The following is a 21650-nucleotide window of genomic DNA, read 5'->3' as shown; positions in this document are numbered from 1 at the left end:
CTATTTGATGGCAATCGGGTTCACCGGTGATCCGACCCCGCCGGTCACCCGCAACGGTGGTGCCACCAGCTGGAATTCGTACACACCATCGTTGGCGCAGTCCGCCGCCAGCGCTTCGAGATCCCAGTACTCCCCGAGCATCATTCCCATGTCCCGAAGGCACAGCATGTGCATCGGCAGGAAGGTGCCCTCGACACCAGACACCGGGTCCTCGACCATCAGGTTGTCGGCGGCCACCGCGGCCACCTGATGCTCGTGCAGCCAGCTCGCGCACCGCCAGTCCAGTCCTGCGCCGGGCTCGGAGCCGTCACCGGTCTGGCGAAACCTTCCCCACCAACCGGTTCGGACCAGCACGATGTCACCGGGTTCGATCGCGACCTGCTGCGCGCGGGCCACCTCGTCGAGCTCGTCGCGGGTGATCGGGGTGCCCAGCTCCAGGAAGGTGCCGGCGCCGCGGTGAGCCACCACGTCGAGCAGCACGCCGCGAGAGGTGATGCCCTTGCCGTCGACCTTGTCGATGCCGCAGTGGAAGGCGCCGAAGCTGGTGACCGAGCTGGCCGGGAACCCGTTGTAGAGCTGATCGTCGTAGTAGACGTGCGACAGGGCATCCCATTGGGTGGCGGCCTGCAGCGGCATGACGATCATGTCGTCGTTGAACCGGAACGGGTTGTCCACGAAGTAGTCGCTGAGTTGCTGCGCGACGACGTTACGGGCCCACTGCGGGCCGTACCGGGCCAGGGTGTCGGCGTCACCGCCGTCGACGGTCATGGTGTGAATCGGGTTGTGCCGGAACTGGAATGCCCCCTGCGGTCCCGACGAGCCGAAGTCCACCCCGAGTGGGAAGACCTTGCCACGACGCACCAGACCGGCGGCCGCGGCGACCTTCTCGGGCGTGATGAGGTTCAAGGTGCCCAGTTCGTCGTCGGCGCCCCAGCGGCCCCAGTTGCGTACTTCCTCACCGACCCGGCGGAACTCGGTCAGGCCCGCCATCAGTGCGTCCCGCCCGGCAACATGGCTGCGGTCCGGCCGGCGATGTTGCCGCCGTCGACCCAGAGCACCTGGCCGGTGATGTAGCCCGCCGCCGCGCTGCCCAGGAACACCAGCGGGGCGGCCTGTTCGGCCGGGCTGGCCACCCGTCCCAGCGGCTTGGGGATGTCGTCGAGAAAGCTCTGGCCGTAGCTGCTGCGCAACTGATCCAGGATCGGGGTCTCGGTGACGCCCGGTGCGGTGGCGTTGATCCGGATTCCGCGCGCCGCCAGCCGGCCGGCGTTGATCATGCCGTAGAGGATGATCGCCTCCTTGGACAGTCGGTAGCCACCGTCGGACAGCGCCTCGGGATGCGCTCGGCACCACTGTAATCCGCTCGCCATGTCCTCGGTGCGCAAAAGCCCGTCGGTGACCTGCGCGTTGTCCAAGTAGGCCGCGGCGGCCAGCGACGAGACGCCTGTGATCGCCGATCCGGCCGGCATCGCCGGCAGCAGTGCCTCGGTGAGCCGGCGGGTGCCCAGGAAGTTGATCGCCACCACCCGTTCGGGATCTCCGATTCCCGACGACACCCCGGCAACGTTGAACAGCGCGTCAACCGGCGCCGGGATCGCGGCGACCGCCGCGTCGATCGAATCCGAGTCGGCCAGATCCAGCGGGAGGAATTCGTCGGCGTCGCAGCCGGGTTCGGCCCGATCCAGGCCGGTGACGTGCGCCCCGAGCTCACGCAGTTGGGACACCAGCGCAGCGCCGATGCCCGACGCGCAACCGGTGACCACGGTCCGCCGACCGTCGTAGCGCCACAACCCGGCGGGCGCTGTCATTGCCCGCCGCGTTCCCGCTCTTCCTTGGCGCGCTGCGCGGCCTGCACCCGACCCTCGTTGATCTCGGCCATGGCTTCGGGGATCTCGGTGGCGGTGAACTTGTCCCGCCCGGTGGGCAGCCCGCCGAAGGAGTAGTCCTCGTCGAAGGCGGGCGCCGTCGACTTGGGCCGGCGGGCCTCCAGCTTCTCCAGCACCGGCGCCAGCCGCTTGTTCTTCTCGGCGACGGCCTTCTCGTCGCGTTCGATGAATTCCGGCAACACCTGGGTGCCCATCAGTTCGATGGCCTCCATGGTCGCCTCGTGGCTGCGCGGGTTGAGCAGCAGGATGAGCTCGTCGACGCCGCTCTCCTCGTAGCCACGCAGGAATTCTCGCACCATAGCCGGGGTTCCGATCGCACCGCGGCCGGGACCGTAGGCCAGCGTCGGGTCCTTGTCGACCTCTTGCAGGTAGCGCTCCCACACCCCGGTGCGGCCGGGGGTGTGTTGGCCGGTCATGTAGTAGTGCATGATCCCGAAGGAGAAGAAGCCGCCGCCCACCCCGAGCCGGTCAAGCGCCTGTTTCTCGGTGGGGGCCACCATCATCGACAGGTCGCCGCCGATCGCCAGGATGTTCGGGTTCATCTGGGGCGTGGCCGGGACACCGATCTCTTCGAGTTGCTTGTAATAGCCGTTGACACGTTCGGCCAGCGGGCCCGGACCGGTGTAGGCGAAACTCAGTGCCCCAATGCACTTCTCGGCAGCCATCTGGATGGACGCGGGCCGAGTGCAGGCCACCCAGACCGGCGGGTGCGGACGCTGCAACGGCTTGGGGACAACGTTGCGGGCGGGCATCTGTACGTGTCGGCCTTCGAATCCGGTGAAGGGCGTCTCGGTCATGCAGCGGATCGACACCTCCAGCGCCTCCTCCCACTGGCTGCGCTTGTCGGCGGGGTCGATGCCGAATCCGCCGAGCTCGGCGATCGAGGAGCCCTCCCCAGTGCCGAACTCGACCCGCCCGTTCGACAGCAGGTCCAAGGTGGCGATCCGCTCGGCCACCCGGGCCGGATGGTTGACCACCGGCGGAAGGTGCATGATGCCGAAGCCGAGCCGAATGTCCTTGGTGCGCTGGCTCGCAGCGGCCAGGAAGATCTCGGGTGCGGTGGCGTGGCAGTACTCCTCCAGGAAGTGATGCTCGGTCAGCCACACCGTGGAGAACCCGGCCTTGTCGGCGGCCTCCACCTCGTCGAGGCCGTCCTGGAACAGCTTGTGCTCGTCGTCGTCGGTCCATGGCCGGGGCAGCGCGAATTCGTAGAACAGTGAGATCTTCACGGGTTACCTCCTGGGAGATTGGTTGAGGACTGAGAGGGTTTGACGTTGTGGCGGTCGGCGATGTGCCCGGCAGCGACGTAGCCGAAGGTCATCGCCGGGCCGATGGTGGCGCCGGCGCCGGCGTAACTGCGTCCCATCACCGCGGCCGAGGCGTTGCCGACGGCGTACAGGCCGTCGATCACGGTGCCGTCGGCGCGCAGTGCGCGAGCGAACTCGTCGGTACGCAGGCCACCGGAGGTGCCCAGGTCGCCGAGGATGATCCGGAACGCGTAGTACGGCGGCTTGCCCAGCGGATACAGGTTCGGATTGGGCAGGGTGGGATCGCCGTAGTAGTTGTCGTAGACGCTGTCGCCGCGGTTGAAGTCGTCATCGTGGCCGGCGCGAGCCAACTCGTCGAAGCGTTGTGCGGTGCGGCGCAACGCGTCCGCGGGAACGCCGATCTCGCCGGCCAATTCGTCGAACGACGATCCGGTCCTGACCACCCCGGAGTCCAGCCAGGCCTGCGGAACCCGGCGGCCGGTGGGCACCGGGGCGCCCGGGATCTTCGGGATCGGCAGGTGTCCGGCCACCACGTAACGGTTGAACGACCGCTGGTCGGTGATGAGCCAGCACGGGATGTGCTCGACGCCGGATCGCTGGCCGTCGATCATCGCGTGCGCGAAGTCCATGTAGGGCGCCGCCTCGTTGACGAACCGCTGTCCGGCCCCGTTGACGATGAACTGCGACGGCATCATGCGTTCGTTGAGCATGAATTGCAACCGGCCGTCGGGCCAGCACAGCGCGGGGAACCACCAGGCCTCGTCCAGCAGGTCGGTGTCCGCACCGGCCCGCATCCCGGCCCGGATGCCGTCGCCGTCGGCCAGCGGATTGCCGAAACTCCAGTCGTGCTCCAGCACCGGCAGATGTTCGCGGCGCCAGGCCAGGTCGTGGTCGAACCCGCCGGTGGCCAGGATGACCCCGCTGCGCGCCGAGATGCGTTGTGCCACACCGTTGCGGAGCACCGTCGCGCCAATGACCGCGCCCGAGTCGTCGGTGATCAGCTCGGTCATCGGGGTGTCGAGCCACAGCGGGATGCCCTGCTGCTTCATGGCCAGCCGCATCCGGGCCGCCAGCGACTGGCCGATCGCGGCCATCCGCTCGCCGAAGACCCTGGCGCGCATCATCCGCCACAGCAGCTTGACCAGTACGGCCTTGCCCCGCCAGTTCTGCCGGACCTGGTAGAACAGCCGCAAGTCTTTCGGCCCCAGCCAGATTCCCTTGGGCGCCAGGGCCAGCGGCGCCAGCAGGTGCTGCTCTTCTTCGCCCAGGTCGCGCAGATCCATCGCCGGCACGTTGATCGTGCTGCCCAGCGCCGATCCGCCCGGCAGCTCCGGATAGTAGTCGGCGTAGCCGGGTTTCCAGACGAACTCGAACCAGTCGCTGGTCTGCTCCAGGAACTCCATCATGCGCGGCGCAGAATCCACGTACTGACGCAGCCTGGCCTCACTGACCAGGCCGTCGGTGATTGTGCGCAGGTAGCCGACCACCTCCTCGGGGTCGGGGCGGTAGCCCTCGCGGAGTTGCGCCGGCGCGCCGGGCACCCAGATGCCGCCCCCGGACAGCGCGGTGGATCCGCCGAAGTGCGCCGCCTTCTCGATCAGCAGGGTGTCCAGCCCGCGGGCGTGCGCGGTGAGCGCGGCAGTCATACCGCCGCCGCCGGAGCCGATCACCAGCACGTCGACCACGTGTTCGCCGGGCGCCGTCATCGCTGCTCCACCGGCAGTGCGGTGCGGGTGGCGAAGCCGGCGATCAGCTCCGGTGCGGCGCGGTAGTAGCGGTTGTCGGTCCGGTATTCGCCGGCTGCGGCCAGCGCGGCGAAAGCGGCTACCCAGGTGCGGATCTCATGCGCGGAGTTGCCGCCGGCGTCGGTGATGTACGCATTGGTCCAGTCGTCGAAGTCGGCCAGCGACCCGTTGTCGACGATGTCCAGGAACCGCTGGTCGAAGTCGGGGTTCAGCGCGGCGATCGTGCTGCGACCCGCGGCGAAGTCACGCGCGGCGGTGATCACCGCGTCCTGGCGGGCGGCGCGCTGTTCGGGGCTCATCGGGGCGCCGTGCACGATCCGCTCGCGCACCTGCTCGGTGGCGGTCGCCAGGGTGGGCAGCGGCGGATCATGCGACAGGCCACCGGATCCCACCACCAGGACCCGCTGGTCCAGGCCGGCCAGGAAGGCGCCGACCGCCGCGCCGAGTTCCCGGGCGCGGCGCAGCGGGCCCAGCGGGGCGCCGACGGCGTTGACGAAGATCGGGATCACCGGCCGGGCGGTGGCGTCGAAGAACAGTCGCTCCAACGGCTGCACGGTGCCGTGGTCGACGTCCATGCACGCCGAAACCGCGACATCGACACCGTGATCGAGCACTGCCGACGCGCACGCGGTTGCCAGCTGCGCGGGCACATTCAGCGCTCCGTCGTGGGTGCCGTAGTCACCGACACCGCGTGCGGCGGTGCCGATGCAGAACGGCGGCATCAGCCGATAGAAGAACCCGTTGTAGTGGTCCGGGGCGAACACCACCACCAGATCAGGATCGAAGGCGGCGACGAACTTGCGGGCGTCGGCGATCGCGGCCTCGACGTCAGCCATCAGATCATGGGGCGGTCCCGGCAGATTCAGCAGTGGACTGTGGGACATGCAGCACAGGGCCAGTGGCATCGGCGTGATCACCTCCTTGGGCGGTCAGGGCCAGCACGTCAAAGAGCCGGGCGCTGGTCTCGCCGGCCCGTTGGGCGATGCACGCCGCGGCGATGCACCGGTCGGGCCGCAGGAACAGCACCGATTCGGCGTGCCGGTCGAACCAGGCCTTCAGTTCCCCGGCGCGGTCGCCGACGATCGTGATGTCGGGGTCGTCGGTCTGACCGGGTGCCCTCCAGTGCAGTTGGGTCTGCGGCCGGGCCGCGATGAAGCCGGCTCCCAACGCTTTCCACCGGGCGAAGGCCGCCTCGCCGAGCAGGGTGCGTGGATCGTTGTTCCAGCACACCACCGCGAATCCCGTGCCGACCACGTCATCGAGCAGCACGCCTTGAGCGGTGCGGGTGTCGACGCGGGGCTGGATGAACAAGGTGCCGGCCGGGTCGTCGGCGCGGGTCGGGTGATCGTGGACGACGGCGCCGGATTCGTAACGTGGCATCGGTTTGAACCGCATCTCCAGCACATATCGTTTCAGCGTCGGCACCGCCGAGGCCGCCCGGATCAGGCCGTCGCGCAGTGCGGCCACCCGCCGGTCGGTCGGGGAGATGACCCGGCCGACCATCGTGGACAGGTCGATCATGGCGCGGGCGTGCTTGCGGCGTTCGGTGTCGTAGCTGTCCAACAGTTGGGCACCGGCCTGCCCGCGTACCACTGCGGCCAGCTTCCAGCCCAGGTTCGCCGCATCCCGGATACCGCTGTTGTAGCCCTGCCCCTGCCACACCGGCATCAGGTGTGCGGCGTCACCGGCCAGCATCATCCGGCCTTGGCGGAACGCGCCGGCGATCCGCGAGTGGTGGGTGTAGACCCGGTGCCGGATGATGTCGACGTCGCGGGGGTGCGGGACGAACGAGGCCAGCATGGCCGCGACGAAGTCCGGGTCCTGCGCCTGTTCGTCGGTCTCGTTCGCGTGAATCATGAACTCGAAGCGCCGGATGCCGTGCGCGATCGAGATCGAGGCATAGGGCCGCGCCGGGTCGGCGCCGACCTCACTGTTGGGATGGCCCAAGGGGTCATTGGCCAGATCGATGACCAGCCAACGGGTTTCCGAGGTGGTGCCGTCGAAGGACACCCCCATCAGCCGGCGCGTCATGCTGCGCCCGCCGTCGCAGCCGACCAGATACCGGGCCCGCACCTCGGTGCCCTCCCCCAGTTGCACCCTGAGCCCCTCATGGGTCTCGGCGCAGCCCGTCATCGCCTGTCCCCAGTGCACCTGGACGTGGGCGAAGCGCTCCAGGCCGCGCAGCAGTTCGGCGTCGACCAGGGGCTGCACGAAGCCGTTGCGCTTGGGCCAGCCGAAACACGCGTCGGCGGGGGCCATCTCGGCCAGCAGTCTGCGCTTGCCGTCGTAGAACCGCAGGATCTGATTCGGCACGGTGTGCGGCAGCACGGCATCCACCAGGCCGATCGCCTGAAAGGTGCGCAATGACTCGTCGTCGAGCCCGACCCCGCGTGGATAGTCGATGAGGGTGTCGCGTTCCTCGACCACCAGCACACTGATCCCTTGCAGGCCAAGGATGTTGGCGAGTGTCAGCCCGACCGGGCCGGCGCCGACCACCAACACGTCGACGTCGTTGAGTGCGCTTGTCCTGGCAGTCACGCTATTGCCCCAGCAGGAAGTCCACGTGCAGCCGGTTGAACGTCGCCGCGTCCTCGTACTGCGGCCAGTGGCCGCAGCCGGGCATCAGCTCGAACCGGGAGCCCGGGATCATCGACGCGATCCGTTTGCCCTCCTGCACGTCGGCCGTCGGGTCGTCACTGGTCCAGACCACCAGGGTCGGCGCAGTGATCCTGCCGTATTCAGCCGGCCCCAACAGGTTTCGGGCCCGGATCTGCGGGTCCTGCAGCGCCATGATGTCGCGCATCGCGTCGATGAATCCCGGCAGCCGGTAGATCCGCTGCCGGCTCGCCACGATGTCGTCGTAGTCCTTGGACTTGTCCGCCATCAGCCACTTGATCCGCGCCTGGACCGTCTCCCAGGTCGGGTTCTCGACCGCGGCCATCGACAACGTGATGATCCGCTGCATCACCTCCGGGTCGGCCTGGGAGCCGCCGGCGGTGTTGAGTACCAGGCGCTCGACGCGGTCCGGGTGGTCGATGGCGGCCCGCGCCGCCACCCAACCGCCCAGTGACTCACCGCTGATATTCGCCTTGGCGGCGCCGATGGTGTCCAGCACCGCCATCAAGTGGGTGACGTAGTGCGAGATCTCCAGCGGGTGTCCGGGCTTGTCGGTGTAGCCGTGGCCGAGCATGTCGATCGACCAGGTGCAGAAGTGCTCGGCGTGTGCGGCGAGGTTGCGCACGTAGGCCTCGGCGTGGCCGCCGGAGCCGTGCAGCAGCACCAGTGCCGGCAGTGCCGGGTCGCCGGCCCGCAGGTAGCGGGTCCGCACGCCGGCGGCATCGAGATAGCCCTGCTCGAATGCGACGCCCTGCAGGTCGCTCCAGATGCTCTCGAAGGCCGGCATCGCCACCTCGTCCTGGTCGAGGAAATGGACGGAAACGTCATTTCCGATTTAGGAAAGTAATCCGTGCTTTTATCGCACACATGTGTACGTTATATTCAAGAGCATCACTCTCAACGGGATGGATGTCAAGGAGACAGTGCCGATGACCACGCTGAAGCCCGACGCCGCGGCCGATGCCACACCGGGTTCGCAGACCCTGGCCAGGGGGCTGGCGGCGCTGCAGGCGGTGGCCGCCACCCCCGAAGGACTGACCATCGCGCAGATCGCCGACCAGGTCGGCGTGCACCGCACCATCGCCTACCGCCTGCTGAACACGCTGACCAGCTTCCGGCTGGTGGCACGCGGCGAGGACAGCCGCTACCGCTCGGCGGCCGCGCTGGCCGTCCTAGGCGCCTCGTTCGACAACAACGTCCGCCAGCTGAGCCTGCCGATCCTGCGCACGCTGGCCGACGAACTCGGCTCCACGGTGTCGCTGCTGGTGGCCGAGGGTGACCAGCAGGTGGCCGTCGCCGTCATCGTGCCCACCCAGGTCGGTTATCAGCTGGCGTTCCACGAGGGCAGCCGCCACCCGCTCGATCGTGGGGCCGCCGGGATCGCACTGTCGGCCGGCATGCCCGCACACGCCGGGGAACGCGAGATCGTCGGGCAGACCCGGGAGCGCGGTTGGGTGGTCACCCATGGCGAGATCGAGCCCGGCGTCTACGGACTGGCGGTGCCGGTGCGGCGCCGGCCACCCGCGCCGGCCACCTGCATCAACCTGATCTCGCACCGCGAGGACGTGGTGCTGCGCGGGCGCGACGCGGCGCTGGCCGCAGCAGCCCGACTGTCGGAGATCCTCAGCTAGTTCGGTGCCGCAACGAGGCCGGAAGGGAAGCTCGCCATGCACGAATGGGACAACACCGTCGACGTGGTCGTGCTGGGTACCGGCGGCGCCGGACTCACCGCGGCACTGACCGCTGCGATCGGCGGCGCGTCGGTCGCACTCTACGAGAAGTCCGGCACCGTCGGTGGCACCACTGCGGTCTCCGGCGGCATCGCCTGGATCCCGGCGCATGATCGGGCCCCCGGGCTGACCGCCGACGCCGCCCTGGACTACCTGCGAGCCCAGTCCTTCGGTGCGATGGACGACAAACTGGTGACGACGTTCGTTCGCACCGGGCCAGAGATGGTCGACTTCGTCGAGAAGCACAGCGACGTCCGATTCGAGGTCGCCAACGGCTTCCCGGACTACAAGCCGGAACTGCCGGGCGGGCGTCCGTCCGGTGGGCGCTCGCTGAGCCCGCTGCCCTATGACCTGTCCCGGCTCGGGCCCTGGGCCGACCGGATCACCGCGTTCCCGGCCGACTACAGCAACGTCGGATTCGACGCCGAGACCCGGGCCCGGCTGCACGCCGACGTCGGGACGGACTCGCACGACGTCTGTGTGGCCGGCACCGCGTTGATCGCCGGGCTGCTGCGCGGTGTGCTCGACGCCGGGATCATCCCGCAGACCAACTGCCGCGGAGTCGAACTCATCGCCGGGGCGTCCGGAGAACACCCGGGAGTGGCTGGGGTGCGCGTCGAGTGCGAGACCGGCTCGGTGCGGGTGCGCGCGCGGCGCGGGGTCATCCTGGCCAACGGCGGCTTCGAATGGGACCCCACGTTGGTGGAGGCATTCCTGCGCGGGCCGATGCGCGGCGCGGTATCACCGCCGAACAACACCGGCGATGCGCTGCGGATGGCGATGGCGCACGGCGCCGACCTGGCCAACATGGGTGAGGCGTGGTGGGTTCCGATCGTCCGGATTCCCGGTGACACCATGGACGGCCACCAGCGCAGTCGCAGCGTCCGGTTGGAGCGCACCCGACCGCGCAGCATCATCGTCAATCGGGCCGGCCGGCGGTTCGTCAACGAGGCCTGCGACTACAACTCGATGGCCGGCGCCTTCCACTATCTGGAACCGCGCGGCGGCTACGTCAACGACCCGGCCTGGATCGTGTTCGACGCCGAGCACCTGCGCCGCTTCGGGTTCCTCGGCACCCCGCCCGGGGGCGAGGTACCGGACTGGTTCGCCCAGGCGCCCGATCTGCCCGGCCTGGCCGCGGCGACCGGTATCGACGGATGCGGACTGACATCGACGGTCGCCGCGTGGAACCGCAACGTCGCGGCGGACTGCGATCCCGAGTTCGGCCGCGGCTCCAGCGCCTACGACGGCTACTGGGGCGACGACCAGGCCACCACCCCGGCCGGCCGCACCCTGGGCCCGTTGGACACCGCGCCTTACTATGCGGTGCCGCTGTCGGTGGGGTCGATGGGGACCAAGGGCGGGCCGCGCACCGACGACGACGGGCGGGTCCTGCATGTGACCGGACATCCGATCCGCGGCCTGTTCGCCGCCGGCAATGCGATGGCGGGAGTGACCGGACGCGCTTACGGTGGAGCGGGCGGCACCATCGGTCCCGCGATGGTGTTCGGCTTCCGGGCCGGGCAGGCCGCAGCCGGAAATGTTATTCTCGCTGACTAAGAATCTGGATCTTGGAGGGTGGTGGAGCGGCCCGTGAAAGCCCTGGTACCGGCTGTGCCCGCTGCTCTGGTTGGCCTGACCTGCGCCGGCCTGCTGACGTCGGCACCCGCAGGCGCCGACGACCCGGCAGCGCACCGTGTGCACTACACCGTCAGCGCCACCCAGACCGCACAGGCGTCGGTCTACTATCGCGAGGTTCAGCCACCCAACTTCGGCGAGTACAGCCACAACCCGTACCAGTACAGTCCACGTGCGGATGTCATCGTCGGGCCCAACCAACCCTGGATCTTCGACACCACACTCGCCGATCCGCAGGACTGGGCAATGGTGGTGGTGTCGCTGCCGGGCAACCACAAGGAGCTTGCCAGCCCCGGGTTCGTCTGCGAGTTGCGCGTCGATGACGTCGTCGTCGCCACCGACTCGGGCACCAAGGGTGCACTCTGCTCGACTCGGACCTGGTAGGGAGGCTTGATGGGTTCGCGTGATCCGGGTGAACCGGATGAGGCGGTGACGCTCGCCGAGGCCGAGGCGCACGCCGCTGCGACCGCGGCCGAGGCAGCCAGCGCTCGCGCGAAGCTGCTCAAGTTGCGGCAGGACCGCGCGGAGACTGAGGCGGCCACCGCCGCCGAACCCGCCGAACCCGCTCCCGAAACCACGACCGCAGTCGCCGAGCCCGCCGGGTGGCGCAGCCGACTCCACATCGGCTGGGTCGGCCGGCACCTGCCCGTGGTGGCGGCGGCCCTGGTGGCCCTGGCCGTCGGAGGCCTCCTGGTCAGCGATGTGCTGATGCTCGTCGGCCATCGGGCCGTCATCCAGCGCGAACGCCAGGCGGCCGAATACTCCGCGGCCGCCCGACAGGGTGTGGTGACGGTGATGTCACTGAACTACGAGACCGTCGAAGACGACGTCAAACGCATCCTGGACAACTCCACCGGCGAATTCCGCAAGGACTTCGAGGCCCACGCCGGCGACTTCATCAAGGCCGCACGGGAGGGGAAGGCCATCACCGAGGCCGCCGCCACCGTCTCCGGTATCGAGTCGATGTCGGCCAATGAGGCGGTGGTGCTGGTCGCCGCCACCACCAAGGTCACCAACGCCGCCGGGGCCAAGGAAGAGCTGCGCAGCTGGCGCCTCACCATCCACATGACCCGCGACGGCGATCAGGCCAAGGTTTCGAAGGTGGACTTCGCCACATGAGCCAGTCCGAAGAGACCACCGAGACCACCGAGGCCGTCGAGCCGGCCGAGCCGGCCGAGCCGGCCGAGACGGCCGCCCCGGAGGAGACCGCGGCCACCGAACCCACAGCCGCGGAGCCCGTTTCCCACGGTGGCCGGATCGCGGCAGCACTGGGGGCGCTGTTGACCGTCGCCGCTGCCCTGACCTGTTGGCTCTACTTCGGGATATACCGGGCCGACCGACAGGTCGGCGTCGAGGCCGAGCAGGCGGCCATGGCGGCGGCCGCCGACGGTGCGGTTGCCGTGCTGACCTATTCGCCGCCAACCCTGGAGAAGGACTTCGCCGCGGCGCAACAACATCTCACCGGCGACTTCCTCTCGTACTACACCGATTTCACCGAGAAGGTCGTCACCCCGGCGGCCAAGCAGAAGGGCGTGCAGACGGTGGCCGCAGTGGTCCGCAAGGGTATCGTGAGCCTGGGGCCCAACCGCGCCGAGGTGCTGGTCTTCATCAACCAGACCACGGTCAGCCAGGCCAATCCGGACGGCGCCTTCTCGATGAGCAGCGTCAAGGTCGGCCTGGAGAAGCACGACGGCCGGTGGCTGATCTCGTCGTTCGACCCGGTCTAGCAGCGATCGCAAGCGCGGCGGAGCCGGGCGCTGCGGGTCGCTGCCATCGGCACAGCGTTACATCCGCACCAGCGCGAACGTCCAGGTGTTCACTCCTGGCGGTCCGTTGAAACATCCTGTCTCGTAGTGTGATTCAACGACACCGACCAGTGTGTTGGCATCCCAGGTGTAGACGTCATGACTCGGCAGCATCGCACCCGGGCAACGCAGGCCGTCAGCGACGTCGGTGGCGAACGAGTACTTGCCGTCGACCAGCCGAGCGGTACCGCCGTAATACTGGCGGCCGAAGAAGTGCGGCCTGTCTATGGCGCTGATCGTCACGCAACCGGGCGGCAGCTCGTCGAACTTTCCGGGCGTCTCGCACGGGTAGGCCGCCCACACCCACGAGGCGTCGGTCCACCGGTTGCTCTCGACGTCGTAATTGCCATAGGGCATGTCCGCCGCTGCCTGCGGCGCCAACACCGTGGCGACGGACAGCGCCGCGAGCCCGGCACCGAAAGCGGTTCGCAACATTGTTCAGGCTCCCTCGATCTGCCAAACCAACTGCGCCACTACAGATCCCCCCGACGCCAAAGCGTTTCACCGTCAGGAACGCAGGTCAAGAACAACCCGTCGGGCGCCTGGGCAACCTCACCGTCGAAGGTGTCGCACTTGGTGCCCTCCTCCTTGACGCCGTGCATCTCCGGAGACCGGAACCAGCGCGGGTCGTAGCGGCGCGGCGATGCGCAGAACACCAGCCGGCCCGGCAGGTTCGACGCCCCGGCGACAGCGGACCCGAAGACGTAGTAGGTGGTGTTGTCGCACGGCGAACCCATGACGACATTGGGCATGATCCCGGGAGTGCACGCCGGGACATCGCATTGCGGCACAAAAGGTTCAGCGGTCGCCGAACCTGCCGGCGCCAGGGTGCCGGCAGCTACTGCGACTCCCACCGCCGTCGCGAGCATCCACGTGTTGTGCATCCGCTCCCCCATCCCTACAACCGCTGCAGACTCAGCGGCATCTGGATCACCGTGGGCTGGTTGCGCCCACAGGCACCCGAGACCCCGATCGTCCTGTCGTAACCGACCAACCGATCGACGTTGAGCTTGTCCCACTGGCCGTTGGCGTCACTGCCCTGGAACTGGTAGCGCTGGCGGCCCGACGAAGTGGTGCCGTCCGGGCAGGTCTGCCAGTTCTCATGGAATCGGTCGACGATCCAGCGCGAGGTGCGGAACTCCACCGGTGCGGTCCAGCCCTGGTCACTGCTCACCTGACCGGTGCACTGGTGGGCGTTGGCGCAACTGGAGCTGAAAGTCCACACCGACACCACGGTGTGCTCGTCCATGTAGACCTCGTTGGTCTTGGCCCAGTCGCCGTTCGAGACCACCCGGTAGGGACCGTTGAGTTCGAAACCCAGGCCCGCCTGCGCCGGTGGTGCGGCCGTGAGCCCCAGTGCCAGCCCGACTGCCGCTGCGGCAAAAGATGATTCACGAATGCGCATGACAGATCCTCCCTCAGCTCGGCATCAATTCGGTCCAGGACTTGGCAGTCGAACCGGTCACCAGGTTGGTCTGCTGCTCATACCGGCCGTCGGGGGTCATGTACTTGCCGGTGTTCGGGTCATAGGGCAGCACCGCAACCGACGGCCCGCCGCCGTCATAGCCCGACGGTGCGACACCCGGTGCCGACGGTGACGCGGCAGCCGGCGGCGGGCCCGGCGCCTCGGGCGGCGGCGCGGGCACCACCGGCCGGGGCGCATCCGGTGGGGTGCCGGAGCGCACGGCGCCCGGCGGCATCGGGGTTCCTTCGGTGGGAGCGAAGATCCGTTCCTGGAAATCCACCCGGTCGTCGACCGGATAGCCTTGCTTGAGCAGGTTGGGGTCGAACGGCCCCGGACCGGTGAGGTGCTGGCGCATCGCGATCGGGACGAATCCCCTAGGGTCGTCGCAGAGTTCGACGGTCGGCGCGCGCTTGCCCGGATGCTCGATGCACGGGAAGTTGCGGGCGCCCCGCACCGAGGTCGGCGAATCCTGCGGCAGTTTGCAGTACAGCCCGTCCGGGGTGTCGATGGTGGTGGTATCGGCCGGCGACCGCCATGACGACGGGGGCAGGAATCCGACCGTGCACGGGTTGGGGTCACCGAAGGTCAGCGTGAAGTCGCCCTGCGGCAGGCCGGTCGCATTGTTCTTCGGCAGCCCGAAAGACTGCTGTGCCGCAACGTACCCGGGCAACAGCACCAGCAACTGCTCGATCGACGGGTTGTAGGCCAGCAGCACCTGCCCGACGGTGTTCAGGTTCGCCAGCAGGATCGGCAGCGTCGGCTTGAGATCCTGCATCAGTCCCGACACCTCGTCGGCGAAGCCGGGCCCGCGCTGCAGGATCGCCCGCAACTGGGGGTCGTTGACGGCCACCTGACCGGTGATCCCGGCCATGCTGCGCGCGAAGGTCCGGATCGCACCGGTGCTCTTCTCCTGGGAATCGAGCAGTCGCGCGCCGTCGTCGATCAGTCGGCGCATCCGCCCCGAGACGCCGTTGGCGTCGTGGCTGATGGTCGCCGCCGAGTCCAGCAGGGACTGGAAGTCATAGCCCGCACCGTTGAACGCCTGATAGGTCTCGCCGAGCAGCTGACTGACCTTGTCCTTGGGGATGCTGTCGACCAGCGTGCTGACCTGGTCGAGCATCGGCCCGACCTGTTGCGGCACTTCGGTGTTCGCCGCCGAGATCACCGAACCGTTCTGAAGGTACGGCGCGCCGTCACTGCGCGGCAGCAGATCGACATACTGCTCCCCGACCGCCGACACACTGCGCACCGCGGCCTGCAGATCCGCCGGGACGCGAGGCGAACGCTGCAGCGACAGCGTGGCCCGCACCCCGGTCGGTGTCAGGGCGACATCGGTGACCGTTCCGATCTGCACGCCGTTGTAGGTGACGTTGGCGAACCGATACAGCCCGCCCGTCTCGGGCAGGTCCAACTTCACCGTCACCCGGCCGATCCCGAGCATGGTCGGCACCTGCATGTAGCCGAACAGCATCGCTCCCACGCCGATCACCGAGGCGATCGTGAACAGGATCAGCTGCATCCGGACAAAGCGTGTGAGCATGTCAGCCACCCCCTCCCGGTGCCGCAGGCAGCCCCACCGGTGGGATGTTGGCCCCCGATGACTGCAGGACGGGTTGCTGCAGCGGGTCGTAGGAGTAGTTCAGGTACCACGGATCACCGGGCGCCGGAACCAGCCTGGTGTCTTCGTCGCCCCACTGGGTTCCGGCGAACAGGGACCGCTTGAGCCGCGGCTTGGTGAGGTCGAAGACCGCGAACAGGTTCAGGAAGTCACCCCGCACAGCACGCTCGATGGCGTTGGGCCCGTAGGGGAACGCGCTAGAGTACGCCACCGCGGCGTTGAGATCCGGGCCGATGTCGGCCAGCGACTCCAGCGCGGGTTCCAGGTGAATCAGGTCCGAGACCAGGTGGCTGCCGGCGTCGTCGACCAGACCGGCAGACAGATCGCCGAACTTGCCCAGTTTGGTCAGCGCCTCGGTGAACTTGGGCCGCTCCTTGATCAGCACGTCGATGGCCGGCGGAATCTTGTTCAGTGCAGTGTTGATCGTCTCGCGCTGCCCGGCGAACGTGGAGGCCACCCGGTTCATCTCCCCGATGGAGACGACGATGTTGTCTCGCTGCCGGTCCAGCGCCGCGGTGAAACGGTCGAGACGTTCGAGCAGATCGCGGATGTCGCCCTCACGGCCCGACATGGTGGCGCTGAAGTTGTGGATGATGTCGCCGATCTGGCCCAGCCCACCGCCGTTGACCAACACCGCCAGCGAGGACAGCGTCTGCTCAGTCGACGGATAGGTCGACGAATCGCTCAGCGGGATGGTCGCCCCGGACGCCAGCCGACCCGACGGAGCCTGGCCCACTGGCGGGTTGAGCGCCAGATGCATCGAACCCAGCAGGCTGGTCTGGCCCACGGTGGCCACCGCGTTGGCCGGCACCTCCACTCCCGGGTTCACCGCGACGTCCACGCGGGCGTGCCAGTTGGTGACGGTCATCTTGCCGACGCTGCCGATCACCACATCGGAGAGCAGCACCGGCGAATTGGATTCCAGCGTACCGACATTGGCCAATTCGACGGTGAAGTGCTGCGCCCCGTGGCCGCGGCCCTGCACACCCGGCAGCGCAATCGAGTTGGCCCCGCCGAACGAACATCCGGTGGCGGTGACGGCGATGACGCCGGCCAGCGCCAGCGTGCGCCGCAGCGTTTTCAGCCCGATCATGGTGTCCCCTCCGCAGGCAGCGGCGGTCCCGGTGGCCCCGGCAGTGGCGGTCCCGGCGCCGGGCCGTCCGGCAACAGCATCCCGTCGAAGGTCATCCGGCTGGGCGGAGGCGCCCCGGGGAGCAGCGGCGGCGTCGCTGCGGCGGGCAGGCCGTCGGGAACCAGGGAGCCGCGCGGTTGCGACGGATCCGTCCACCCCGGTGGCGGCGGGACGTCTCCGTGCAGACCGGTGTAGGCCGAGATCGACGGTGCCTGCTCCACCGGTACCGGCGGATGCTCGTTGTGCGGCATCAGCGCCGGATCGGTGTAGATCAGTTTGTCCGGGCTGCCCGACTTGGTCAGATACGGGGCGATCGGCAGCGGAAATCCGTTGAAGTTCAGCAATCGCATGGCCGGCCCGAGATACGCCGTGCACAGCTTGCCGGTCTCGATCGACGTGGTGTTGCCGATCCCGCCGATCATCGCGCAGATCGCCTGAACCGGGTTGGAGAAGTTGGCGAACGCGAACGACCCCAGCGGGGTTCCGCTGGTGACGTTGTACATGTTGAGCGTGTTGGCGATCGCGTTCGGGGTGATGTGCAAGATGTTGCGGATCGCGTTCTTGGAATCGGCCAGCGTCTGGGTCACCTGCGCCAGTCCGTCCACCGCTTCGACGGTCGCGGCGCGACTACCCGAGACGAAGTCCCGCACCTTGTCGATGGTGCCCGAGAAGTCCCTCAGGGCGGCGTCCAGGCTGGTCCGGCTGTCGTCGATCACGCTGGTCAGCGTCGCCAGCCGTGATTCGAACACCACGATCTGCTGATCGCTGTCACGCAGTGCGGTCACGAAGGTCTGCATGCCCTCGATGATGTCGACGATGTTGCCGCTGCCCTCGGCGAAGATCCTGGCCACCCCGGACAGCTGCGCCAGGGTGTCGCGCAGCTTGGCGCCGTTGCCGTCCATCGCACTGGCCGCGGTTTCGATGAACCGGGATGCCGAGGTACCCGAGATACCGCTTTTCGGGCCGAGTTCGCTTGCCAGCCGGTTCAATTGGGTCTTCACCTCGTCCCACTCGACCGGGACCGCGGTGTGCTCCCGCGGGATCACCGCGCCGTCGGACAGGGTGGGCCCGTCGCCGCGGTGATAGGCGGGCGTCAGCTGGACGAACCGGGCGGCCACCAGGTTCGGGGCGACGATGACGGCCTTGGCGTCGGCGGGAACCGGGACCTTGCGGTCCACCCGCAGGGTGAGCTTGGCCTGGGTGCCCTGCGGTTCGATCCGGTCGATGGTGCCGACCTTGACCCCGGACACCCGGACTTCGTCGCCGGGGTAAATGGCTGTGGCGGTGGAGAAGTAGGCGGTGATCGTGGTCGGTTTCAGCACGGTCCTGCCGACCAGCATCACAGCACCCGCGAGCAGCACCAGGGCCAGCAGCCCGGCGCCCGCGATTCGCAGCGGTTTTCCGGTACTCATCGCGGTGGCAGGTCTCCTGGTTGCGGAATCCCGTTGACCGGGAAGGGAAGTTCGGCGCGCGGTCCGGCATTGTCGGGCGGCTGACCGGCGTCCACGCCGCGCCGGAATCCGAAGGCGTAGTCGAAGAACGGCTGGAACAGCTGCGGCAGCATCAGGTTCGGCACATACGCGCTGTAGTACGCGCCGTTGGAAACCGTCTCGCCCTGGGTGAGTTCATATTTGGCCAGGCCGGGCAGCGCCTTGGCGAGGTTGTCGCGGTTCTTCACCAGAATCTTGTTCAGCGAGTTGATCTCGTCCAGCGTCGGTTTGAGCTGTTCGTTGTTCTGATCGACGAGTTCGGACAGCTGCCGCGACACCGCCGACGTGCTGACCAACAGGCTGACGATCGCCTGCCGGCGGGTGTTGAGCACGTCGACGAGGCTGTTGGCGTCCAGGATCAGCGAGTTGATCTGCTGGCTGCGCTCGGAGAACACCCCGGTCACATCGGCGGCGGACTTGAGCAGATCGGCGAGGCTCTCGTTGCGGTTGTTCAGTGATCGCGACAGCCGGCTCAGTCCGTCGAATGTCGGACCCAGGCGCGGGGCGATCTGATCGATGGTGTCCGACAGGGTGTCCAGCGACCGGTTGAGCGACTCCGTGTCGGTGCCGGCGGTGTTGGAGGTCAGCTCGCCGACCACATCGGTCAGCGAATACGGCGAGGACGTGCGGGTGACCGGGATGACGTCGAGCGGGCGCATCTTGCCACTGCCGGACGGTTCGAGCGTCAGAACCCGCTCACCGAGCAGCGATCCGGTGCGGATGTGCGCGGTGCTCTGCGACCCCAGCGGGTACTTGCCGGCCAGCGTGAACGTCACCAGGGCGTCGCCGTTGTCGAGCACCACATCGGTGACCGAACCCACCTTGATCCCCGACAGCGTGACATCGGCTCCGGTGCCCAGCCCGCCGGCCTCGGTGAATCGGGCCTGGTAGCGCACCGAGGTGGCCCACTGAAGCAACTGCTCGGGCTGCAGCCCGATCGCGACGATGAACGCGATGACGACGGCCCCGATGAAGCCCATCCGGAACAGGTGACTCCCGTGATATCGCAGCATCAGCGCACCCCGGGTCCGTCGGCGATCAATCGGTGTCGCTGCATCGACCCTCCTCCGACTTGATCCAGGGGAACACCGAGGTGCGGCCCTGGGTATCGCTGACCCGGATCTGCACGGCGCAGAGGTAGTACTGGATGAACCCGCCGTAGGCGCCGAGCCGGATGGCCTTGCGGTAGTTCTCCGGAGCCTTCTGCAGTGACATGTCCAGGCCGGCCTGGTCGGCGTTGACTGCCTTGGCCAGCCGGTTGGTCTGGGCGATCGTGTCGGTCAGCGGATCACGTGCCCGGCCCAGCAGGTCGGCCATCGACGCGGTTCCGCGGTCCAGGGAGCTCACGGCGTTGCCGATGGCGTCTCGGTCGGCGGCCAGCCCACCGACCAGCTTGTTCAGCCGGTCGATCGCACCGGACAGTCGCTTGTCGCCGCTGGTGATGGTGGCCAGTACGGTGCGCAGCTGGTCGATCAGCGATTCGATCACCACGTTGTTGTCGGCCAGCGAGGTCGAGAACGACGAAGTCTGCGACATCAGCGAGTCGATGGTGCCGCCCTGACCCTGCATGATCTGGATCAGCGACGCGGTCAGCGCGTTGACGTCCTGCGGGTTCAGCCCGCGGATCACCGGCTTGAGGCCGTTGAGCAACAGGTCCAGATCCAGCGCCGGTGCGGTCCGCTCCAGCGGGATCTGCGCCCCGGCCGGCAACAGTCGCGTCGACCCGGGCCCGTCCTCGAGTTCGAGGTAGCGGTCCCCGACCAGGTTGAGGTAGCGCACCGAGGCCTTGGTGCCGGTGGTCAGCGCGACGTTGCGGTCGGCGGCGAACTTCACCAGCACCGTGCCGTCCTGCCGCAGCCGCACACCGTCGACGGTGCCGACCCGCACTCCGGCGACGCGCACACTGTCGCCGGACTTGAGCCGGGAGGCGTCGCTGAACACCGCCTGGTAGCCCGTGGTCGGCCCGGTGCGCACCTCGGCGAAGATCGCGAACAGCATCACCGTCGCCAGCAGCATCACCACGGCGAAGCTGCCGAACTTGATCAGGGTCGTGGTGGTGCCCCTCATCCCGGCATCCCCACCTGGGCGGTGTTGCGTGGCGGCCCGCCGAGCGGCCCGAACAGCGCCTGCTTGAGCCCCTCGGAGTTGATCAGGATGCCCTGGTTGCCGTACTCGTAGGGGTCGGCCCCGGTGTCGCCGATCAGCGCCGGCACCCGGAACTCGGGCGGAACGTCCGGCAGGCCCAGTTCGGCACAGTAGGAGCGCTCGGCGGTGGCAGCCACCTTCGGCAGGTGGTCGGGGTAGCGGTAACGCTCCCGGCCGAGGGTGAAGCTGGCGGTGATCACGATGCCGGGCACGGTGAACGGCGGCGACTTGGCGAACGGCACCAGACCGCCGATCGCACAGCCGAGGTGCTCGTGGTACTTGTCCAGCAGCTGCGCGGTGGGATCCAGGTTGCGGGTCAGGTCGGTCAACAGCTGCCGGTTGTCGCCCAGCACCTCGTTACCGGTGTCGGCCAGCCCGATCGCCGACATCAGGAAGGTGTCCAGGCTGTTGCGCTCCGCGACGATGCTGTCGCTCATCACCGAGGTGTTGGCCATGGTGGCGGTCAGGTCGGGGGCGGCATCGGCATAGGACGCGAACACCGGCGGCATGGTGGCGGCCTCGCGCTCCAGGGTGTTCAGGCTGGGCTCGAGTTCGGCGAGCAGATGGTCGAAGTCGGTCAACGCCTGCCCGATCTTGGCGCCGCGGCCGTTGAACGCCGTCGAGACGGCCCCCAGGGTTTCGTTGAGCTTCATCGGGTCGATCTTGTCCAGCACCCGCACCAGCTGCTGGAAGACGGTGTTGATCTCCACGGTGACGTGTTCGCCGGTCAGCGTCTGACCGGCGTGCATCCTGGCGGTGGAGGGCTGCGGCGGCGCCATCAGCTCGACGAACTTGGCCCCGAACACCGTCGACGAGGCGATCCGGGCGGTGGCGTTGGCCGGGATCAGCCGCAACTGGTCGGGCTGCAGCTCCAGTCGCAGGGCCGCGGTGCCGTCCGGCAGGGTGTCGATGGCGCCGACCTTGCCCACCTGCACGCCGCGCAACTTCACCTTGGCGTCTGGGTACATCACCAAACCCGCACGCGGGGACAGCACGGTGATGCCCACCGTGCGGGTGAAGCTGCCCCGGAACAATCCGATCGGCAACCCGATCAAAGCCGCGATGACGACCACCGTGGCAAGGCCGATCAGCGGCCGCACATAGGTCGGCTG

General features: G+C 68.2%; 21 protein-coding genes. 5 read left to right on the top strand and 16 right to left on the bottom strand.

Going from position 1 to position 21650, the window contains the following annotated elements; all coding sequences use genetic code 11:
• The 7 genes from K6T84_RS03710 to K6T84_RS03680 are packed head-to-tail and all read right to left on the bottom strand — an operon-like array spanning position 1 to position 8302.
• On the bottom strand, positions 1-990 hold the full coding sequence (locus tag K6T84_RS03710; protein WP_225400692.1) for a cyclase family protein: 990 nt from the start codon (positions 988-990) through the stop codon (positions 1-3).
• The gene (locus tag K6T84_RS03705; RefSeq protein ID WP_225400693.1) at positions 990-1808 is read right to left on the bottom strand and encodes a coniferyl-alcohol dehydrogenase; all 819 of its coding nucleotides are present in this window, start codon (positions 1806-1808) and stop codon (positions 990-992) included. Before K6T84_RS03705 ends, K6T84_RS03710 begins: the two co-directional genes overlap by 1 nt.
• The gene (locus K6T84_RS03700; protein WP_225400694.1) at positions 1805-3115 is read right to left on the bottom strand and encodes an LLM class flavin-dependent oxidoreductase; all 1311 of its coding nucleotides are present in this window, start codon (positions 3113-3115) and stop codon (positions 1805-1807) included. Before K6T84_RS03700 ends, K6T84_RS03705 begins: the two co-directional genes overlap by 4 nt.
• Positions 3112-4860 carry an FAD-binding protein gene (locus K6T84_RS03695; RefSeq protein WP_225400695.1) on the bottom strand — a complete coding sequence of 583 codons (1749 nt, stop codon included), beginning with the start codon at positions 4858-4860 and terminating at the stop codon, positions 3112-3114. Before K6T84_RS03695 ends, K6T84_RS03700 begins: the two co-directional genes overlap by 4 nt.
• On the bottom strand, positions 4857-5804 hold the full coding sequence (locus K6T84_RS03690; RefSeq protein ID WP_225400696.1) for a 3-carboxyethylcatechol 2,3-dioxygenase: 948 nt from the start codon (positions 5802-5804) through the stop codon (positions 4857-4859). Before K6T84_RS03690 ends, K6T84_RS03695 begins: the two co-directional genes overlap by 4 nt.
• Positions 5740-7437: a bifunctional 3-(3-hydroxy-phenyl)propionate/3-hydroxycinnamic acid hydroxylase gene (locus K6T84_RS03685; protein WP_225400697.1), complete on the bottom strand. Its 1698-nt coding sequence runs from the start codon at positions 7435-7437 to the stop codon at positions 5740-5742. The genes K6T84_RS03690 and K6T84_RS03685 overlap by 65 nt, the downstream gene beginning before the upstream one ends.
• A gap of 1 nt (position 7438) precedes the next feature.
• Positions 7439-8302, bottom strand: a complete 864-nt coding sequence (locus K6T84_RS03680; protein ID WP_224862623.1) for an alpha/beta fold hydrolase — start codon at positions 8300-8302, stop codon at positions 7439-7441.
• Positions 8303-8444: 142 nt separating this feature from the next.
• On the opposite strand from K6T84_RS03680, the gene K6T84_RS03675 reads away from it, so the two are divergent.
• From K6T84_RS03675 to K6T84_RS03655, 5 genes are read left to right on the top strand one after another with little or no spacing between them, the layout of a single operon-like run.
• On the top strand, positions 8445-9146 hold the full coding sequence (locus K6T84_RS03675; RefSeq protein WP_224862625.1) for an IclR family transcriptional regulator: 702 nt from the start codon (positions 8445-8447) through the stop codon (positions 9144-9146).
• Between the two features lie 36 nt (positions 9147-9182).
• Complete coding sequence (locus K6T84_RS03670; protein WP_224862627.1) at positions 9183-10805, top strand: FAD-dependent oxidoreductase; 1623 nt, start codon at positions 9183-9185, stop codon at positions 10803-10805.
• Positions 10806-10838: 33 nt separating this feature from the next.
• Positions 10839-11267, top strand: coding sequence for an Rv2576c family protein (locus K6T84_RS03665; protein WP_408066047.1), 429 nt, complete (start codon positions 10839-10841; stop codon positions 11265-11267).
• Positions 11268-11276: 9 nt separating this feature from the next.
• Positions 11277-12002, top strand: coding sequence for an Rv1363c family protein (locus K6T84_RS03660; RefSeq protein ID WP_224862629.1), 726 nt, complete (start codon positions 11277-11279; stop codon positions 12000-12002).
• On the top strand, positions 11999-12610 hold the full coding sequence (locus K6T84_RS03655; RefSeq protein ID WP_224862631.1) for a twin-arginine translocation pathway signal: 612 nt from the start codon (positions 11999-12001) through the stop codon (positions 12608-12610). The genes K6T84_RS03660 and K6T84_RS03655 overlap by 4 nt, the downstream gene beginning before the upstream one ends.
• Before the next feature lie 57 nt (positions 12611-12667).
• On the opposite strand, the gene K6T84_RS03650 is transcribed toward K6T84_RS03655, so the two are convergent.
• From K6T84_RS03650 to K6T84_RS03610, 9 genes are read right to left on the bottom strand one after another with little or no spacing between them, the layout of a single operon-like run.
• Positions 12668-13123 (bottom strand): hypothetical protein, encoded by a 456-nt coding sequence (locus tag K6T84_RS03650; protein ID WP_224862633.1) that lies wholly within the window; start codon positions 13121-13123, stop codon positions 12668-12670.
• Between the two features lie 38 nt (positions 13124-13161).
• On the bottom strand, positions 13162-13572 hold the full coding sequence (locus tag K6T84_RS03645; RefSeq protein WP_225400698.1) for a hypothetical protein: 411 nt from the start codon (positions 13570-13572) through the stop codon (positions 13162-13164).
• A 14-nt stretch (positions 13573-13586) separates the two neighbouring features.
• Positions 13587-14093, bottom strand: a complete 507-nt coding sequence (locus K6T84_RS03640) for an Rv2253/PknI dimerization domain-containing protein (RefSeq protein WP_224862637.1) — start codon at positions 14091-14093, stop codon at positions 13587-13589.
• A gap of 13 nt (positions 14094-14106) precedes the next feature.
• Entirely contained in the window at positions 14107-15693 is a 1587-nt protein-coding gene (locus K6T84_RS03635; RefSeq protein WP_225400699.1) for an MCE family protein, read from the bottom strand.
• A gap of 1 nt (position 15694) precedes the next feature.
• Positions 15695-16864, bottom strand: a complete 1170-nt coding sequence (locus K6T84_RS03630; RefSeq protein ID WP_225400700.1) for an MCE family protein — start codon at positions 16862-16864, stop codon at positions 15695-15697.
• Positions 16861-18315 (bottom strand): MCE family protein, encoded by a 1455-nt coding sequence (locus K6T84_RS03625; protein ID WP_225397224.1) that lies wholly within the window; start codon positions 18313-18315, stop codon positions 16861-16863. The genes K6T84_RS03630 and K6T84_RS03625 overlap by 4 nt, the downstream gene beginning before the upstream one ends.
• The gene (locus tag K6T84_RS03620) at positions 18312-19406 is read right to left on the bottom strand and encodes an MCE family protein (RefSeq protein WP_225397225.1); all 1095 of its coding nucleotides are present in this window, start codon (positions 19404-19406) and stop codon (positions 18312-18314) included. Before K6T84_RS03620 ends, K6T84_RS03625 begins: the two co-directional genes overlap by 4 nt.
• Before the next feature lie 25 nt (positions 19407-19431).
• Positions 19432-20460, bottom strand: coding sequence for an MCE family protein (locus K6T84_RS03615; protein ID WP_225397226.1), 1029 nt, complete (start codon positions 20458-20460; stop codon positions 19432-19434).
• Positions 20457-21629 carry an MCE family protein gene (locus K6T84_RS03610; RefSeq protein WP_225399880.1) on the bottom strand — a complete coding sequence of 391 codons (1173 nt, stop codon included), beginning with the start codon at positions 21627-21629 and terminating at the stop codon, positions 20457-20459. Before K6T84_RS03610 ends, K6T84_RS03615 begins: the two co-directional genes overlap by 4 nt.
• Positions 21630-21650: the final 21 nt, after the last annotated feature.

It is taken from the genome of Mycobacterium zoologicum (assembly GCF_020181635.2).
GTDB lineage: Bacteria > Actinomycetota > Actinomycetes > Mycobacteriales > Mycobacteriaceae > Mycobacterium > Mycobacterium zoologicum.
This window is presented reverse-complemented; position numbering and strand designations above follow the sequence as displayed.

What these genes read in the sequence shown, in the direction of transcription:
- K6T84_RS03710 (WP_225400692.1), bottom strand. Translation starts at nt 990, where the DNA reads ATGGCGGGCCTGACCGAGTTCCGCCGGGTCGGTGAGGAAGTACGCAAC.
- K6T84_RS03705 (WP_225400693.1), bottom strand. Translation starts at nt 1,808, where the DNA reads ATGACAGCGCCCGCCGGGTTGTGGCGCTACGACGGTCGGCGGACCGTG.
- K6T84_RS03695 (WP_225400695.1), bottom strand. Translation starts at nt 4,860, where the DNA reads ATGACGGCGCCCGGCGAACACGTGGTCGACGTGCTGGTGATCGGCTCC.
- K6T84_RS03690 (WP_225400696.1), bottom strand. Translation starts at nt 5,804, where the DNA reads ATGCCACTGGCCCTGTGCTGCATGTCCCACAGTCCACTGCTGAATCTG.
- K6T84_RS03680 (WP_224862623.1), bottom strand. Translation starts at nt 8,302, where the DNA reads ATGCCGGCCTTCGAGAGCATCTGGAGCGACCTGCAGGGCGTCGCATTC.
- K6T84_RS03675 (WP_224862625.1), top strand. Translation starts at nt 8,445, where the DNA reads ATGACCACGCTGAAGCCCGACGCCGCGGCCGATGCCACACCGGGTTCG.
- K6T84_RS03670 (WP_224862627.1), top strand. Translation starts at nt 9,183, where the DNA reads ATGCACGAATGGGACAACACCGTCGACGTGGTCGTGCTGGGTACCGGC.
- K6T84_RS03660 (WP_224862629.1), top strand. Translation starts at nt 11,277, where the DNA reads ATGGGTTCGCGTGATCCGGGTGAACCGGATGAGGCGGTGACGCTCGCC.
- K6T84_RS03655 (WP_224862631.1), top strand. Translation starts at nt 11,999, where the DNA reads ATGAGCCAGTCCGAAGAGACCACCGAGACCACCGAGGCCGTCGAGCCG.
- K6T84_RS03650 (WP_224862633.1), bottom strand. Translation starts at nt 13,123, where the DNA reads ATGTTGCGAACCGCTTTCGGTGCCGGGCTCGCGGCGCTGTCCGTCGCC.
- K6T84_RS03645 (WP_225400698.1), bottom strand. Translation starts at nt 13,572, where the DNA reads ATGCACAACACGTGGATGCTCGCGACGGCGGTGGGAGTCGCAGTAGCT.
- K6T84_RS03640 (WP_224862637.1), bottom strand. Translation starts at nt 14,093, where the DNA reads ATGCGCATTCGTGAATCATCTTTTGCCGCAGCGGCAGTCGGGCTGGCA.
- K6T84_RS03635 (WP_225400699.1), bottom strand. Translation starts at nt 15,693, where the DNA reads ATGCTCACACGCTTTGTCCGGATGCAGCTGATCCTGTTCACGATCGCC.
- K6T84_RS03630 (WP_225400700.1), bottom strand. Translation starts at nt 16,864, where the DNA reads ATGATCGGGCTGAAAACGCTGCGGCGCACGCTGGCGCTGGCCGGCGTC.
- K6T84_RS03625 (WP_225397224.1), bottom strand. Translation starts at nt 18,315, where the DNA reads ATGAGTACCGGAAAACCGCTGCGAATCGCGGGCGCCGGGCTGCTGGCC.
- K6T84_RS03620 (WP_225397225.1), bottom strand. Translation starts at nt 19,406, where the DNA reads ATGCTGCGATATCACGGGAGTCACCTGTTCCGGATGGGCTTCATCGGG.
- K6T84_RS03615 (WP_225397226.1), bottom strand. Translation starts at nt 20,460, where the DNA reads ATGAGGGGCACCACCACGACCCTGATCAAGTTCGGCAGCTTCGCCGTG.